We start from the raw sequence: 16,696 nt of genomic DNA on the forward strand, positions 1-16,696 counted from the left end.
AACGTTCTGTAGGCGTTTTTTAACCTGTTCAACCGATCAACCAACCGATCGCCAAGCCCAGCAACAACATCGCGACTAACTTGATCCGCTCGCGCCGCTTTCGCCGCGCCTTGTTCTCGCGCTCGGCCGAGGTCGACACATGCAGCCCGAAGCCCGTATGCAGCACCGCATCCCCCTCAAGGGTCACGGCCGTCAGATTCAACTCGGCATAGCGCCGCGACAAGCCCTTCTCACCCTCGAAGCCCGCAAACGGCGCGCACAACGCGTATTCCTTGAGACGCCGCAAACCGGGGTTCAGCGAAAACGCCTGCCACTCCGGCTTATCGGAAATCAATGGATAACACGGCACCCCGCCGATCAGCTCACGCGGCCCGCGGCGGATGTAGGGGCTGTGTACCTGCAAGTCATAGACAAAGTTGCGCAACCACACCTGGAGCACATCCGGGCGCAATTCCAGAACCGTCTTGGAGTCTTCGATGAACCCTGGACGGTAGAACTCCCAGTCATCTTCACAGTGGAAAATGTACGGTGTCTTCACCGACGCGTAGGCCAGGTCGATAGATGCCAACTGGCCCAACTTCGGGCGATTGACGAAGAAAGTGCAATGTTCCTGCCAATGCGCCGGGATGGCCTGGCGAACCGCGTCATCACCGGCGTCCTCGGTTATGAACACCTCGCGGATGTCGGCCGTGTTGAACACGTCGAAACTCTCAAGCGTGCGCTTCAACAGGTCAAAGCGGCCGCAGCTGGTCACGACAAGGGTGATGTCGCTCTGTTCGGAAAATCGCACGTGGGCACCAACAATTAAATGACCGCAATCGACGGCCTGACGGAGGTTATACGCCCAGTTTAAGGCGCAGCGTTTCCAGCAAACTCAATGGAGCACGTGGCCGCAGAGGTGGCTGCAGCACTTCGACAATACGCTGGCCGATACGTGCAAAGCTAAATTGGCTGACAGCCAACGCCTGGCCATTACGCGCAATATCTGCCGCCAACTGAGGGTTGGCACGCAACTCGGCGAGCTTTTCCTGCAACTGCGGGATGTCTTTATAGAACACCACGTTGACTTTGTCTTCAAAACCCAGGGCCTGGTTTTCCGCCTCGCCCTGGTCATACGCCAGCAGCACACAGCCACAGGCCATGGCCTCGAAGTTCTTGATCATGTACTCGCCCATGCCCACATCGGCACTGACAAAAAAGCGGATCCGGTTGAGCGTCGCGCAATATTCCTCGCCCGACTTGGTGCGCGTCACCACCAAGGGCTCCACCTGCGCCAGCTCATCAAGCAACGCCTTGCGTCCACTGTAGGCCACGCTATTGGTGCTGCCGACAAATGCCAGCTCGATGTCGCGTTCACGGTCCTGCGGCTGCAACAACGCCTGGTCGTACCCTTTGGGCACGAACACCGCGTCAAAACCTTCCTCACGCAAACGCTGCGACACCATAAAGCCCGAGCTGATCACCCGTGCCCAGGGCAAACGGCGGTAATGGGCGCTGAATTTTCCGGTGTACTTGCACGGAATGTAGTTCTGGTAGGCGTCGTGCTCGAGGATCACCAGATTGGGGATCGTGCGGATAAAACCGGCCTGGCGGATCTCCTGCTTGAAGCGCAGGAAGAACACGATGCGGTCATAGCGGGTCACGTCGACTTCACGGCGGAAATAGCCGCGCAGGTTGCGCTGCTCGGCGCTGCTCAGCCAGCGGGTATCGCATTCGCAATGCTCGGCGATGCCGTCGTAAAGACGATCGAGGATGGCGCGCTGTTCTTTCTGCACCAGAAATAAAACTTTCATGCTCTTCCTTTCACAGGTCACAAACGCCAGAACAACTCATGTCGCCGCACCGCCTTGCGGAAGAACTCGTTCTCCCCGTAAGGCGAACGCGCGCGCCCGGCCAATAAACGTTGCAGCAGGCGCCGCACGCGGCGCTTGAAGGGCGGTGCCGGTTGCAGGTCATGCATCATGCCCAACGCCATGGCCTTGTCGCGCTGTTGCGCCAACGTCAACGGCAGGCTGCACGGTTTCAGCTCCTGGGTTGCATCGAACAACGGCGGCAAGGCAATGCCGTTGCCCGCATCGCCCATGGGCCAACGGTCGTTGTCATGCAGATGGTTGGCGTAGCCCAACACCGTGGTCGGCTGCCACTCCAGGCCTTGCAAGGCTTGCATGACGGCGCTCTGCGCACAGATGTGATCGGGGTGCGGGTCCAGCGCCGAATACGGCAGCACGATGACTTCCGGGCGTGCCATCAACAGCACCGCTCGCAGATCGGCCAACAGGTTATTCCAGGTCGGCAAGCCGTCGCTATCCGCTGGCAGTGGGAACGGGTTGAATTGGCGGAACGGCCGCACATCGCTCAGCTCGGCTTCACGGGAGGCGAAGGGCTGGTCCGGCGCGGCCTGCATCGCCTGCAATTGCAGGCAGAAATAGCCCAGTTGCACGCAGTGCGCTTGGGGCACGCCGGCCCACAGCGGCACGGCGATACTGTCCCAGGCGCGCAGGCGGCCCTTGATACGTGCGGCTTCGACCGCGTCCAGGCCCATCTGCTGATAGTGTTCGGCTTCGATTTCGCCCGCCGTGAGGGTGACGATCCAGGGTTTTTCGGCTTGGCTGTAGAGCCCGAACGCGGCCAGCTCGGCATCGTCGGCGTGGGGCGCGATGACCATCACGCGCTGTGTGCGGTAATCCGGCTGGGTCCAGGCCCACAGGCGCGGCGTGCCAAGCAGGCGACAATGACGACCGCGCAACTGCAACTCGCTCAGCGCCAAACCGCTGAGATTGAGGTAACGCACGCCGTTGACGCCACGTTCGAAGGTTTGGCGGTCGTCACCCAGTGCAATGCTCGGATCGAGAAAGCGCCCAAGCCAGGTGCTTTTGACGTTGATCGCCAGCACCAGCGTGGCGTCTGCGGCGACCGGCTGGTCGAGCAACAAGCGCCCGTTTTCCAGACGCACACCGGCCAGCTCGGCATCGGCCGAGAAGCGGTATTGATAGTCTTCGTTGGGTGCGTAAAACAGGTGGTCGGCAAACCACGCTTCGTGAGCGACCCAGGCCAGCACGGCCAACAACAACGGCAACCACCAAGCCACCAAGACGCCGATCGCCACCAGCAGCAATACGCCGACCATCAGCGCCACGCGCTTGTTGCGCCGATGGCGCTTGAGCAATTGCTGTTTGCGGGTCATACGCACAGTACCTGCACAGGGTTGCACCAACGGTCCTTGTACTCACGGTCGGCGCGACCGAAGGAAAACCGCAGCGGCTTGCCGACTTCACGGGCCTGTTCCCAGGCACTTTGGGTATTGAGAAAACTCAGCACGCTGCCAGGGCTGAAGGCGCGGGTTTCAGGATCGACCCCGCCGTTGACGTACTCCACGCTGATCCACTCTGGCGACTCGACGCGATACACCAACTGGATCGCGATGGGCGCGTCGTTGAGGAAGATCACCGAGCCGATCAGCCACTCGCGCAGCAGCTCGATCACTTCCGCCAGACGTTCGGCCCCCGTGGCGGTAAAGCCCCAGCGGCGCAGGAACAGGTCGCAGTAGATACGCGCCAGCTCAGCGCTGGAAAACTCGCTGACCGGCCGCACCACGCCGCCCGCCTCTTCCAGCAAGCGCAATTCGCGGCGCTGGTTGTAGCGAAATTTCTTCGACAGTTCTTCCGGGGTACGCGCCATGGCCAACTGCTCGGCCTGGGGCTTGAGGCCACTGAAACGGCCTTCGTTGAGCGTCGACAGGTAACGCGCACGCTGGCGCAGCGGCGCCTGCGCATCGGCGGCGGCCGGCAGGATCACCTCGGCGTTGCCCAGGTCAAACAGGCCCTTCTTGCCGCTGCGCTTGAGCACGTCCTTGGACAAGGCCAGGTCGCGCCCCCAGGTGGCAATGCACGCCTTGAGTTCACCGGCCTGTTCCCACGCCAGGTAACGCACCGGAATCTGCGCCAGCCCGGCCAGGCGTTCGATCACTTGCGGATGCGTCGCCACGCTGCCGCCAAAACGCTGCCAGGCCTCGCTGTAGGCAGGCGCATCGACGACGGACCAGCCACGCTCGCGCCAGCCTTGGAATCGATTGAGCATCAAGCCCTCGCGGTCAGTTCAATAACGTGTGGCAGTTGCCAGAAAGCGTCGCGCACCGCCTGGTCCGAGAACCGTGCGTGCAGGCGCTCCAGCATCATCTCGGCGCACTGGCGCTGCTGCTGTTGATCCATCGCAGCCAGGTGCCCCAGGCCTTGGGCCAAGTGCTCGGCATCGCCGAAAGGAAACAGGATGCCCACGCCTTCGACCACTTCCTTGGCACCACCGCAGGCCGTGGCCAGCAACGGTACGCCAGCGGCCATGGCTTCCAGCAGCACCATGCCGAACGGCTCGTGGTCGGAGCTCAGGGCAAACACGTCAAATGCACGGAAATAGCGGCGCGCATCCGGCACCTGGCCAAGGAACCGCACCTTGTCGGCAATACCCAGCTCGCGGGCCAGTTCCTTGAGGTCCTGCTCCAGGCGGCCGGTACCGAGAATCGCCAGGCGGCTTTCGCCGGGCAACTGTGGCAGGGCCAGGGCGAAGCCCTTGAGCAGCGTGGCCTGGTCCTTGTCCGGATGCAGGCGGCCGACGTTGCCGACCACCCATTCATCCGGCGAGAGCCCGAGGGCGTCCCGCGCGTCATCCTTCGAGACTTGCAACGCTTGCATGGCCTCGACATCGATGCGGTTGTACAAGGTCTGGATACGCGCCGCCGGCCAGTTCGGCAGGCAGCGGCGGATGTCGTCGCGCACGGCGTCGGACACGCCCAGCAAGCTCAAGCGCTTGCGGAAAATCGACGCAAACAGGCGGCGGCCACGGCGCTGGTAATCACCAAACGCGTGGTGCACGCCAATCACCTGCAAGCGCGTGGCGAGCAAGGCGACGTAGATCGGCTTGGCGCGGTGCGCGATGCAGAAACTGAAATTGCGCGAGGCGGCAATCTTGCGCATCTCGGCGATGGCGCCCAGCTTGAGGCCACGAATGGCCTTGGAGCTGAACTCCATGAACAACACTTCATCGGAGGCGCAACCGGCCGCGACCTCAGGGTCGGCGACCCCGGTGAGAAACACCGTGGTCACCTTGTAGCCTTTGCCCGCGAACAGGCTGGCGTACTGACGGGCGCAATCGAGGAACGGCCCGTCATAGCCGTGGCAGAACTGCAGGACGTGGCGATCAGCCGAGCGTGTCATAAGGGTCCACGCCATCCTTGACCACCAGGATGTCTTCCATGATCAGGTATTGCAGGTCCGAACCGAAGAACATGTCCAGCGCGTCTTTCGGCGAGCAGATCATCGCTTCGCCACGACGGTTGAGCGAGGTGTTCAGGGACACGCCGTTGCCGGTCAGTACTTCCAGCTCTTTCATCATGTCGTAGTAGCGCGGGTTGTATTCGCGCTTGAGCACCTGGGCGCGGGAGGTGCCATCTTCATGGACCACTTCCGGCACGCGGGTCTTCCACTCTTCCGACACTTCAAAGGTGAAGGTCATGAACGGCGCCGGGTGATCGACCTTGATCATCTGCGGGGCCACGGTGTCGAGCATCGACGGGCAGAAAGGCCTCCAGCGCTCGCGGAACTTGATCTGGTGGTTGATACGATCAGCCACGCCGGTGGCGCTTGGGCAACCGATGATCGAACGACCGCCGAGGGCGCGCGGGCCAAACTCCATGCGGCCCTGGAACCAGGCCACCGGGTTGCCGTCGACCATGATCTTGGCGATGCGCTTAGGCATGTTCTCGATCTTGCGCCATACCGGCTTGCTCTCGTGCTTGGCGCACGCGGCAATCACGTCTTCGTTGCTGTAGGACGGGCCGAGGTAGACGTGTTCCATCTTCTCTACCGGTACACCACGGGCGTGAGACACGTAGGCCGCCGCGCCAACGGCGGTGCCGGCATCGCCGGACGCCGGCTGCACAAACAGCTCTTTCACGTCGTCGCGGGCAATGATCTTCTGGTTCAGCTTCACGTTCAGCGCGCAACCGCCGGCGAAGGCCAGCTTGCCGGTGTCCTTGAGGATGTCGCCCAGGTAGTGGTCGATCATCTGCAAGGCCAGCTTCTCGAACAGCGCTTGCATGCTGGCGGCGTAGTGGATGTACGGCTCGTCGGCGATATCGCCTTCGCGCTTGGGACCCAGCCACTCGATCAGTTTTGGCGAGAAGTAGAAACCCTTGCCCTTCTCTTTGTAGCGACGCAGGCCGATGACGTTGGCATAGTCGGTGTTGATCACCAACTCGCCATTTTCAAAGGAGGCCAGGCGCGAGAAATCGTATTTGCTGGCGTCGCCGTACGGCGCCATGCCCATGACCTTGAACTCGCCGTCGAGCATCTCGAAACCGAGGAACTCGGTGATCGCGCCGTACAGGCCGCCGAGGGAGTCTGGATCGTAGAATTCCTTGATCTTGTGGATCTTGCCGTTCTCGCCGTAGCCGAAGAACGTGGTGGCGTACTCACCTTTACCGTCGATGCCGAGGATCGCGGTTTTCTCCTGGAAGCCGGAGCAGTGGTAGGCACTGGAAGCGTGGGCCAGGTGATGCTCAACCGGTTCGATCTTGATTTTCTTCGGATCGAAGCCCAGTTGCTCCAGGCACCAGACGATCTTGTTGCGATAGCGCTTGTAGCGACGGTTGCCCATCAGGATCGCGTCAAGGGCGCGGTCCGGGGCGTACCAGTAACGCTTGGCGTAGTGCCAGCGCGCTTCACCGAACAGGCTGATCGGGGCGAAAGGGATCGCCACCACGTCAACGTCGGAAGGCTTGATGCCGGCTTGTTCCAGGCAGAACTTCGCCGATTCGTAGGGCATGCGGTTCTTTGCATGTTTGTCGCGTACGAAGCGCTCTTCTTCGGCGGCCGCGATCAGCTTGCCGTCGATATACAAGGCTGCGGAAGGATCATGGCTAAGGGCGCCGGACAGGCCAAGAATCGTCAATGCCACAGGGGTCTAGCCTCTTTTAGTCTGCATGCAGGCGGGTTACGCCGCGAAAAAGTGTGCTTCCCACCTGGGCAGGAAACAGCTAAAGGGCGGGATTATAGCTTAAAAGCAGTGGAGAGCTGTTAACGGCACGTTGATCGCTGCAAACAAGGGGAATGGGTCTAAAGTCAGGTCGGACGGTTCTAAAGTCGCAGCCGGAGGATTCGTTAAACAGTGACAGAATCGCTAGAATCCCGCATTTGCCGCACCTTACCTGGTTATCTGATGAAAATTGTGGGTCCCGTTCACTTCACCTTTATTGCCGGTATGCTCGGTTTTTGCAGCGCGGCAATCGGCGACGAAATGCCGCTGGTCCTCGACCCCAGCGTCGTCACCGGCTCGCGCAGCGCCAGCCAGACGTTTGACCTGCCGTACTCGGTGGACGCCATCAGCCGCGAACAGATCAGCGATGGCCAACTCGGCATCAATGCGTCCGAAGTGCTGTCCCGCGTACCCGGCCTGGTGGTGCAGAACCGCCAGAACTATGCCCAGGACCTGCAAATCTCTTCCCGTGGTTTCGGCGCCCGCTCGGCGTTTGGCGTGCGCGGCCTCAAGCTGATCGCCGACGGCATCCCCGCCAGCACCCCGGACGGCCAGGGCCAGGCGGCCACCTTCAACCTCGACACTGCCGAACGCATCGAAGTACTGCGCGGCCCGGCGGCCACCCTCTACGGCAGCAACGCCGGCGGCGTGATCCAGATGTTCTCCCGCGACGGCGAAGGCCCGCCGCGCATCGGCGCCGAAACCCTGGTGGGCAGCGATGGCATGAGCAAGAACCACCTGACCGCCGAAGGCGCCGCCAACGGCGCGGGTTTCGTGCTCGACGCCTCGCGCATGGACACCGACGGCTACCGCGACCATAGCAGCGCACGACGCGACCAGACGTTTGCCAAGCTCAACTTCCAGCCGGACGACGACAGCAAGCTGGCGCTGATCTACAGCAGTCTGGAGCAGAACGGGACGCAGGATCCGCTGGGGCAGACGTGGGATGCGTACAAGGCAGATCCGCGCTCGGTGGCTGCTGGCGCGTTGACGTACAACACGCGCAAAAGCATTGATCATCAGCAGTTGGGCATGAATTACGAGCGGTACATCGGCGATGCGACGCTGCAGGTGAATGCCTATACGGGGCGGCGGAGTGTGATTCAGTACTTGTCGATTCCCAAAGGCACACCGTCCAATGAGCGCGGCGGCGGCGTGGTGCAATTCGACCGGAAGTTCTACGGCGGCAGCGTGCGTTGGATGCAGCCCATCGAAAGTGCGCCGGGCGAGTTGATGATCATCACCGGCCTGGACTTCGACCAGAGCGAAGACAGCCGTCATGGCTATCAGAACTACAGCGGCAGCACCCTGGGCGTAAAAGGCGAATTGCGCCGTGATGAGATCGATACCGCACGCAGCCTCGACCCCTATATTCAAGCCAATTGGGCCTTGGGCAACTGGACCCTGCAGGCCGGTGTACGCCACAGCACCATGGAGCTGGACGTTGACGACCAATACTTGAGCAACGGTGACGCCAGCGGCCGCAAGACTTATCAGAAGAACACGCCGTCGATGAGCGTGATGTACGCGTTTACGCCCGAGCTGCATGGTTATGTCAGCGCCGGCAAAGGCTTCGAAACGCCGACCCAGGCTGAATTGGCCTACGCGCCAGGGAATGTCGAAGGTTTCAACTTCGGCCTGAAACCGTCAGAAAGCACTCAATACGAAGTGGGATTGAAGGCCCAGATCAACAACACCCGGATCAACGCGGCGGTATTCCAGATCACCACTGAAGACGAACTGGTGGTCAGTCAATCGCTCCAGGGCCGCACCAGCTACCAAAACGCCGGCCGCACCCTACGCCGCGGCTTCGAACTGGGCATCGAAAGCCAGCTCAGCGAGCAGTGGAGCACCAACCTCGCCTACACCCGCCTGCAAGCCACCTACGACAGTGACTTCACCAACAGCACAAAGGCCATCGAGAAGGGCAACTACCTCCCCGGCGTACCACAAACCACCCTGTTCGCCGAACTCAACTGGAAGCCCCGCGACTGGGTCAGCACCGCCATCGAAGGCATGTACCGCAGCAAGGTCTACGTCGAAGACACCAACAGCCAGCGCGCCGCGCCGGCCTACAGCGTGTTCAACTGGCGCGCACGTTTCGAGCAGAAGGTCGAGCACTGGACCTTCCACCAGACCCTGCGCCTGGACAACCTGCTGGACCGCCAGTATGTCGGCTCGGTGATCGTCGGCGACAGCAACAACCGCTACTACGAAGCCGCCCCAGGCCGCTCGTGGTACGCCGGCGCGGGTGCCGAATACACATTCTAAAATCACCACAAATCAAATGTGGAAGCTGGCTTCTGTGGGAGCGGGCTTGCCCGCGATGGCGGCGGCCTCGACACCGCAATTATTGAGGCCGGCACACGCTCTTATCGTTCCCACGCTCTGCGTGGGAATGCCGCCGGTGACGCTCCGCGTCAGGCCTTCAAGAGCGGACGCAGAGCGTCCAGGGATGCATTCCCACGCATAGCGAGGGAACGATCAAGATCACAGGCAAGCCAGCCCCCACATTGATTTGCTCCCACCTTTCGACCGCGATCAGACCTGCGCTGGCAGTCGCTGATCGATGAGCTTGTACAACGCACTCTCCGGCGACCAGTTACGCATAAACCGCGCACGGTCCTTGGCATACGCCGAGGCGAAGCTCGCATCGCTGCTGTGTTGGCGCATGGCGTCCAGGTCGATCAGCGACCAGCGGTCCTTGTCCCAAAACAGGTTGTGGCCCTTGAAATCGCCATGGCTGATGCGCTCGCGGATCAGCTCGGCGAACAGGTTATCGAGGGCCAGCAGTTCGTTTTCCGGCGCGTCGCCCTGCTCAACGTAAGGCGCAAAACGCTCGATGATGTCCGGCCCAGCCAGGTGCTCGGTGATCAGGTAAGCCCGGCTGCGCAGCCAGAAAAAACGCTTTTCCAGCACCGCCAGCGGCTTGGGTGTGGCGATGCCAAGGAATGCCAGGCGATTGCCTTCGCGCCAGGAATGCCACGCTCGGCTCGGACGCCAGAAGCGTTTGAGCCAATGGGCGAAGCCCTTGATGTTGTAGCGTTTGATCACCAGCGGACGACCCGCCACGTCGACCTTGGCCACCGTGGCCGCGCCGCCCGTCTTGAACAGATGGCCCTGGTCGAGCAAGGCATCGGCCCGCTCCAAGACCGGCAGCATCGCAGTCTCTTCTTCGCGACGGACCGCTCGCAAGGCAAACGGCCCGCGGAACACGCTGAACAGCGTGCATTCGCGGCCAACCTTGCTCAAGAAGTCCTTCAGCCGCCACGCACTGACCCTGCGCACCTGTTTCTCCAGGGCCTCCAGCGGCAAGGCGTGTTCGCCGTTGCTCAGCAGGTAGTACACCAGCAACTCTTCGGTAAACGGTGCGAGGTTTTTCGGCAACTGGGCGAAAAACACCCCGAGGTTCTCCAGCACGCGGTTACGCGACAGCGGCTTGCCCGCCTCTTCGACGCGAATCCCCGCGCCGTCGATCAAATACAACTTACCGTCCCGGCGCAGCAGGTTGTCCAGGTGCAGGTCTTCCTGCCACAGGCCCTTGGCGTGCATCTGCGCAATCGCGCCCAGCGCTTCGGCGAGTACGGCGGTTTGTTCGTCGGCCAACGGCGGCAAACCTTCGACGGCTTGCCAGGCATCCGCCAGGCTTTCGGCGCCCTCGATAAAGTCGAACAGGAGCCAGCCGCCCTCGCCGTCCTGCAAGCCATCGGCCAGCAACTGCGGCGTGGTCAGGCCTTGCTCGGCGAGCAGGCGCACGCCGCTCAGTTCACGCTGAAAATGCCGCGCCGCCTTGCTGCCCACCAACAACTTGGCCAGCACCGGGCGCCCGCGCCATACAGCCGCGCCCACGTAGCGCTCGCCCGGCAACACGCGCAACAGGCTGAGCAGTTGCAACTGGCCAGGGCCGGCCGCGTCGGCCAGCTCGATGGTCAGAGGCAAGTCAGGGGTACGGCCGGCAGTTTTCAGCTCGGACAAACGCATCAACGGTTTTCCTTGTGGCTACGACGGGCGCTCAGGCGCTGGTACCACGTGGCGACCAGCGCACTGTCCTCGGGTTGGTCGAGGTACGCCGCCAACAGTTGGCGCACCTGCGCATCAGACCATTGTGGTGCGCGGCGCAACAGCGGCTCCAGATCCTTGACCCGATCACGCCAGCCGAACAGCAGCGGGCGGGTTTTCTCCAGGTCGATCAACTGCGCGGCGTAACCGTCGCCGGTGGCCTGCAGGAAAATATGCTTGGGATAAAAACAGCCGTGCACCTGGCCGACGCTGTGCAGTCGACGCGCCAATTGCCCGCAAGCCAGCAGGATCGCAGCATGCTGGGCATCGCTCAGTTGCGGCCACTCGTCGAGCAATGAATCCAGGTCATTCCAGCCGTCGAGCGCGCGGGTCAGCAGCATCGCGCGGTGCTCACCGGCCACCTTGCGCTCGCCGTAGAACGCCGCCTGCAACGCCGGGATACCGAGTTTGCGGTAACGGCTGATATTGCGGAATTCGCGGGAGAAACTCGGCTCGCCAAACGGCCGGTGCAGGCTACGCGTGAGGTAGTTGCTCTGGCGCTTGAGGTAATAGCCATGGCCGTCGAGTTCCAGGCGAAACACGCTGCTCCAGCCGCCACGGCTGGTGTTTGGTTCGTCCACCGCGTCGAGTTGCTTGGCCCACAGCGCATCGAATGTGGCCAGGCCGTGGCGCTCCAGCAGTGCACGGTCTTCAGCCGCCAGGAAGTCAGTCATTCGCGCCCCTCAAAAAACTTCACCACGTGGCGAATCCGCCGTTTGTCCGAGGCGCTCAGGTGACGCCGCTGGCGGTATTGCATGTAGAAACGCAGGCGCTGGGTGGCCGACAGGTGATATTTGGCCACCTTGTCGAGGCAGGCCAGGTCCTTGGTGATGCGGTACTTGAGCCAGAACCCGCGCCAGAAATCGCCGTTCGGGCAATCGATCAGGTACAGGGTCTGCTGGTCGTCGATCAGCAGGTTGCGCCACTTCAAGTCGTTATGGGTGAAGCGGTGATCGTGCATGGTGCGCGTGTATTCGGCGAGCTGGCGGCTGACCGCATCGACCCACTTGGGATCGTGCAGGCGTGCATCGTCGCGCTCGGCGAGCACCGACAGGTCTTCAGTGCGCGGCAGCTCACGGGTGATCATCGCGCCCCGGTCGTACGCCAGGCCGTTGCGCTCCAGGCCCCAGGCGATCACGTCGGCGGTGGGAATGCCCCACTTGGCGAAGCGCTTGAGGTTCTGCCATTCGGACTTGACACGTGGCTTGCCCAGGTAACGGCGCAAGCCCTTGCCGGCGCCGGTGTAGCGCTTGACGTAATAATTGACCCCGCCGCGCTCGACGCGGATCACTTCCGACAGTGGGTCGTGGGTCAGTTGCTCGCCTTGCAGCGCGAACACCGCCTCAAGGCTGCCAAAATCATCCGCCAGGTTGGCGTAGGCCGGTTCCAGGTTCCAACCCGCCATCAGATCGCATCCCCGTAACGCTGCTTGCGCGCGTAGAGCTTGTCGGCCTTGCGCTGCATCAGGCTCAGGGACGCCGATTGCTCGGCGAGGATCTGGCGCAGCGGCTGGCGGAAGTAACCCTTGAGGAAGCGCAACTTGTCGCGCCGGGTCAGGCCGATTTCCAGCGCCGAGTAGTACAGCGCGGACAAGTCCTTGTCGCGCCAGCGCAGCGGCAGATGGTTACGCAATTGGGCGCGGTGCAGGTCGATCACCGACAGCTTGATGTCTTTCGCGTCGATGGGTTTTGCAGTGTCCAGCAGGAAGTGGCACAGGTAGCAGTCGCGATGGTTCACGCCACCCCGGTGCATATCGCCGACCATGCGCGCCAGCTCGGCGGTGAGCGCATGGCGCAGCGCCGGTGCCGGCGGTTCGGCCACCCAGTTGACGGTCAGGTCTTCCAGGCTGACGGTGGGCGCCAGCTCTTCGGTGATGATGAACGAGTGCTGGTCCGCCGGGTTGCTGCCCTTCTCGCCAAACGCCACGCCGGTCATGGTCGGCACGCCGAGGGCTTGCAGGCGATGGATCGCCGCCCACTCCAGGCCCGCGCCGAGCACCGGCAGCTTGGCGGTGATCAGGTTCTTGAAGATCTCGCCCCAGCCGATGCCACGGTGGATCTTCACGAAATACGGACGACCCTCAACCACGGTGCGCAATGTGCGCCGCGCCGCCAGCTCACGGAATACTTCGCCTTGCAGTTTCTCGACTTCGGCAAAGGCGTCACGCCCGGCCCACAACGTCTTGAACGGTTCGGCAAGAATCAACTTCATCGTTTCGGCTCCGCCAGAATCACATCCGCAGCGTGCTGCGGCATGCTGTAGAGGTCGGCCGTCTCGGCGAAGGCCAACCCATTGCGGCCCCAGGCCGCGCGCTGTGCAGTGTCGCTGAGCATTTGTGCCAGGTACGTGTTGAGCTGTGCTTGTTCGAACGGCTCATCCAGCACCAGGCCGCAATCGGCTTCGGCGATGTAATGGGCATAACCACATACCGCCGAGACCAGCACCGGCAGCCCGGCCACCAGGGCTTCGAGCAATACGGTGCCGGTGTTTTCGTTGTACGCCGGGTGGATCAACAGGTCGGCGCCCAGCAGGAAGCGCGGGATGTCGCTGCGGCCCTTGAGGAACTGCACGTTGTCCCCCAGCCCCAGCGTGGCGCTTTGCAGTTGGAATACCTTGGGGTCGTCCTGGCCGATTACAAACAGGCGCGTGCGTTTTTTCAGCTCTGCCGGCAGTGCGGCCACAGCCTTGAGGCTGCGATCGACGCCCTTGGTCTTGAAGCCGGAACCGATCTGCACCAGCAGCAGGTCGTCGTCACCAAGGTTGAATTCCTTGCGGAAGCCTTCGCGGATCTCAGCCGCATTCGGCGGTGCACGACGGTCCTGGGCAATGCCCGGCGGCAGCAGGTGGAAGCGTTCCAGCGGCGTGTCGTAATGCTTGATGAACAGCGGCTGCTGCACCTCGGAAATCATCAGGACTTCGGTCTTGGCGTCCTTGGCAAACACTGCGCGCTCGTACTCGGCGAAGTGCTTGTAGCGGCCAAAGTAGCGGTACAGCGAGTGGCGCAGGTTTTGTGCCTTGTCTTCAAAGCAGCCGTCGGCGGCGTAGTACACGTCCAGGCCCGGCATTTTGTTGAAGCCGATCAGGCGGTCCACAGGGCGCTTGGCCAGGTCGGCGGCCATCCAGGCGCTGAGTTTTTCGTTGCGCCGATGGTTGAAGAACGCCTTGACCGGCGCCACCAGCACTTCGAAGCCGGGCGGGATGTCGCCTTCCCAGATCAGCGTGTACACGCGGATTTTATGGCCGCGCTGCTGGCACTCCAGGGCGATGCGCATAAAGTCGCGCTGCAAGCCACCGAAGGGGAAGTATTTGTACAAAACGAAAGCCAGTTGCATCAGTGCAGCTCCTCAGCCAATAACAACGTGCTCAGTCGGCTGGCCACACGCTCAGGGTTCAGGCGCGTGAAGCACAGGGGCGACTCGCGCTTGAGGTCGAACCGACGCAGGTCGTCGGCCGTCGGTTGATAGGTACATTGCTTTTGCAGGCAGGGCGCGCAGGGGAAGTCGCTGCCCAGGTGAATCTGGCCCTTGCCATAAGCGCCGGTCAGGCCCGGGTTGGTAGGGCCGAACAGGGAAATGGTCGGCACATCCAGCGCGGCGGCCAGGTGACCGAGGCCGGTGTCCACCGCCACACAGGCGCGAGCGCCGGCCAGCACGCGGGCGACACCGGCCAGGTTCAGCTTGGGCAGCACTTCGGCGTTCGCCAAGCCGTGGGCCAGGCGGTCGGCGCGGGCTTTTTCAGCGGCGTTGCCCCACGGCAGCTTCACGTCCACACCCAGGCGGCCCATGCGCTCGGCCAGCTCGCGCCAGTAGGCTTCGGGCCAGTGCTTGGTGTCCCAGGTGGTGCCGTGCAGCAGCAGGACGAAGGGCTTTTTCGGCGGCAGGCCAAGCAGTTTTTCGACGCTCAGGCCATAGTCACCCAGGCCCTTGGGCAGGTCATAGCCGAGGGCCACGGCAAACAGTTGGCGCAGGCGCTCCACCGCGTGTTGGCCACGGGCCACGGCCAGGCGGCGGGAGTAGAAGCGCGCGGCCATCGGCTCACGGGCGGAGTTTTTGTCAAACCCGGCCACGGGCGCGCGCACGTAGCGAGTCAGCCAGGCGCTTTTCAGCAGGCCTTGGGCGTCGATTACCAGGTCATATTTGGTCGCTTGGACACGCTGCTTGAAGCGCCGCCACTCGCCACTCTTGATGGTCTGCCAGATGTTTTTGCGCCAGCGGCGAATCGCCACCGGGATCACCTTGTCGACCGCCGGGTGCCAGGTGGGAATCTCGGCGAAGCCTTCTTCTACCACCCAGTCGAATTGAATGCCGGGGATCGCCCGCGCAGCATCAGTGAGTGCCGGCAAGGCGTGGATCACGTCGCCCAGGGATGAGGTCTTGATTACCAGGACGCGCAAACTATCGGACCTCGACCACAGAGCCTTGCAACCGCTGCAAGGCTTCGTTGACCGGCTGCGGCAGCAACTGGCGCATGCAGTTGTAGTGGCCGAAACGGCAAGTACGATCAAAACACGGGCTGCATTCCAGGCCCAGGCGCACCACTTCGACCTTGTCGGCCAGCGGCGGAGTGAAACCCGGCGACGTGGAGCCGTACACCGCCACCAACGGGCGGTTCAGCGCCGCCGCGACGTGCATCAGGCCAGAGTCGTTGGACACCACCGAATCGGCGCAGGACAACAGGTCGATGGCCTCGGCCAGGGACGTGTCGCCACTGAGGTTCACCGCCTCTTCGCGCAGGCCGGGGATCAGGCGCTGGCGAATGTCTTCGCCCACCGGGTGATCCTTCTTCGAACCAAACAGCCACACCTGCCAGCCTTCGCGGATTTTCATCTCGGCGACCTTGGCGTAATGCTCCGACGGCCAGCGCTTGGACTCGCCAAACTCGGCGCCAGGGCACAGGGCCAGGACCGGGCGATCCAGGCTCAGGCCGAACTTGGCCAGGGCGGCATCGCGGCTCACCGGGTCGATCTGCAGGCTCGGGCGCGGATACGGCTTGGGCAACTCGGCCCCCGGCTCATACGCCAGGGCCATGAAGCGTTCGATCATCAGCGGGTAACGGGCCTTGTCCAGCGTGCGCACGTCATTGAGCAGCACGTAGCGGAACTCGCCACGCCAGCCGGTGCGCTTGGGGATACCTGCAAAATACGGCACCAGCGCCGACTTCAGCGAGTTGGGCAGCAGGATGGCCTGGTCATACCTGCCGGCCAGGGATTTGCCGATGCGCCGACGGGTCGCCAGCTCCAGGGCGCCGTGACCGAGCGGAAAGCTCAAGGCCGCGCGCACTTCGGGCATGCGTTCGAGGATCGGGCGGCTCCACTCAGGGGCGAGCACGTCGATCTGGCAGTCGGGATGACGTTGTTTCAGGCACTGGAACAGTGTCTGCGCCATCACCATGTCACCGACCCAACTGGGCCCAACGATCAGAATATTCATGTAGTTTCCACAAACGATGCGGGGAGGCTTATGCCTCCCCGCCTCGATAATTACTGTAGATCGCGCTTTTTGTGGGAGCGGTCTCTCTCGCGAAAGCATCACCGCGGTCTGGCAGACAGACCGCAGCGCCTGCTTCGCGAGCAAGCCCGCTCCCACATAAAGCCGATTTCCACATTAGATTG

Annotated in this window: 14 protein-coding genes; 1 reads left to right on the plus strand and 13 read right to left on the minus strand. The window is 62.6% G+C overall.

Annotated features, from left to right (window positions below):
- Positions 1-28 precede the first annotated feature (28 nt).
- Genes ACZRMO_RS11865 through ACZRMO_RS11890 form a run of 6 tightly spaced genes read right to left on the minus strand, consistent with a single transcriptional unit; the run spans position 29 to position 6,948 of the window.
- Positions 29-790: a glycosyltransferase family protein gene (locus ACZRMO_RS11865; protein WP_463972975.1), complete on the minus strand. Its 762-nt coding sequence runs from the start codon at positions 788-790 to the stop codon at positions 29-31.
- A 46-nt stretch (positions 791-836) separates the two neighbouring features.
- Entirely contained in the window at positions 837-1,793 is a 957-nt protein-coding gene (locus ACZRMO_RS11870; RefSeq protein ID WP_463972976.1) for a glycosyltransferase family protein, read from the minus strand.
- Between the two features lie 17 nt (positions 1,794-1,810).
- A complete protein-coding gene (locus tag ACZRMO_RS11875) occupies positions 1,811-3,184 on the minus strand; it encodes a PIG-L deacetylase family protein (protein ID WP_463972977.1) in 1,374 nt (457 codons plus the stop codon).
- Positions 3,181-4,077: an antimicrobial resistance protein Mig-14 gene (locus ACZRMO_RS11880; RefSeq protein WP_463972978.1), complete on the minus strand. Its 897-nt coding sequence runs from the start codon at positions 4,075-4,077 to the stop codon at positions 3,181-3,183. Before ACZRMO_RS11880 ends, ACZRMO_RS11875 begins: the two co-directional genes overlap by 4 nt.
- The gene (locus ACZRMO_RS11885) at positions 4,077-5,207 is read right to left on the minus strand and encodes a glycosyltransferase (protein ID WP_463973081.1); all 1,131 of its coding nucleotides are present in this window, start codon (positions 5,205-5,207) and stop codon (positions 4,077-4,079) included. Before ACZRMO_RS11885 ends, ACZRMO_RS11880 begins: the two co-directional genes overlap by 1 nt.
- On the minus strand, positions 5,191-6,948 hold the full coding sequence (locus ACZRMO_RS11890) for a carbamoyltransferase family protein (RefSeq protein ID WP_124525511.1): 1,758 nt from the start codon (positions 6,946-6,948) through the stop codon (positions 5,191-5,193). The genes ACZRMO_RS11885 and ACZRMO_RS11890 overlap by 17 nt, the downstream gene beginning before the upstream one ends.
- A gap of 303 nt (positions 6,949-7,251) precedes the next feature.
- Between ACZRMO_RS11890 and ACZRMO_RS11895 the strand changes: the two genes are divergently transcribed.
- Positions 7,252-9,297 (plus strand): TonB-dependent receptor family protein, encoded by a 2,046-nt coding sequence (locus tag ACZRMO_RS11895; protein ID WP_463973082.1) that lies wholly within the window; start codon positions 7,252-7,254, stop codon positions 9,295-9,297.
- Positions 9,298-9,567: 270 nt separating this feature from the next.
- Here the strand turns inward: ACZRMO_RS11895 and ACZRMO_RS11900 are convergent, their stop codons facing one another.
- Genes ACZRMO_RS11900 through waaF form a run of 7 tightly spaced genes read right to left on the minus strand, consistent with a single transcriptional unit; the run spans position 9,568 to position 16,514 of the window.
- Entirely contained in the window at positions 9,568-11,007 is a 1,440-nt protein-coding gene (locus tag ACZRMO_RS11900; protein ID WP_463972979.1) for a lipopolysaccharide kinase InaA family protein, read from the minus strand.
- Positions 11,007-11,759, minus strand: coding sequence for a lipopolysaccharide kinase InaA family protein (locus ACZRMO_RS11905; protein WP_463972980.1), 753 nt, complete (start codon positions 11,757-11,759; stop codon positions 11,007-11,009). The genes ACZRMO_RS11900 and ACZRMO_RS11905 overlap by 1 nt, the downstream gene beginning before the upstream one ends.
- Positions 11,756-12,490 (minus strand): lipopolysaccharide kinase InaA family protein, encoded by a 735-nt coding sequence (locus ACZRMO_RS11910; protein ID WP_124525506.1) that lies wholly within the window; start codon positions 12,488-12,490, stop codon positions 11,756-11,758. Before ACZRMO_RS11910 ends, ACZRMO_RS11905 begins: the two co-directional genes overlap by 4 nt.
- Positions 12,490-13,296, minus strand: a complete 807-nt coding sequence (rfaP, locus tag ACZRMO_RS11915; RefSeq protein ID WP_124525505.1) for a lipopolysaccharide core heptose(I) kinase RfaP — start codon at positions 13,294-13,296, stop codon at positions 12,490-12,492. The genes ACZRMO_RS11910 and rfaP overlap by 1 nt, the downstream gene beginning before the upstream one ends.
- Positions 13,293-14,417 carry a glycosyltransferase family 4 protein gene (locus tag ACZRMO_RS11920; protein ID WP_463972981.1) on the minus strand — a complete coding sequence of 375 codons (1,125 nt, stop codon included), beginning with the start codon at positions 14,415-14,417 and terminating at the stop codon, positions 13,293-13,295. The genes rfaP and ACZRMO_RS11920 overlap by 4 nt, the downstream gene beginning before the upstream one ends.
- The gene (gene waaC, locus ACZRMO_RS11925; protein ID WP_463972982.1) at positions 14,417-15,478 is read right to left on the minus strand and encodes a lipopolysaccharide heptosyltransferase I; all 1,062 of its coding nucleotides are present in this window, start codon (positions 15,476-15,478) and stop codon (positions 14,417-14,419) included. Before waaC ends, ACZRMO_RS11920 begins: the two co-directional genes overlap by 1 nt.
- 1 nt (position 15,479) lies before the next feature.
- Positions 15,480-16,514 carry a lipopolysaccharide heptosyltransferase II gene (gene waaF / locus ACZRMO_RS11930; protein WP_463972983.1) on the minus strand — a complete coding sequence of 345 codons (1,035 nt, stop codon included), beginning with the start codon at positions 16,512-16,514 and terminating at the stop codon, positions 15,480-15,482.
- Positions 16,515-16,696: the final 182 nt, after the last annotated feature.

This window comes from Pseudomonas sp. B611 (assembly GCF_055407965.1).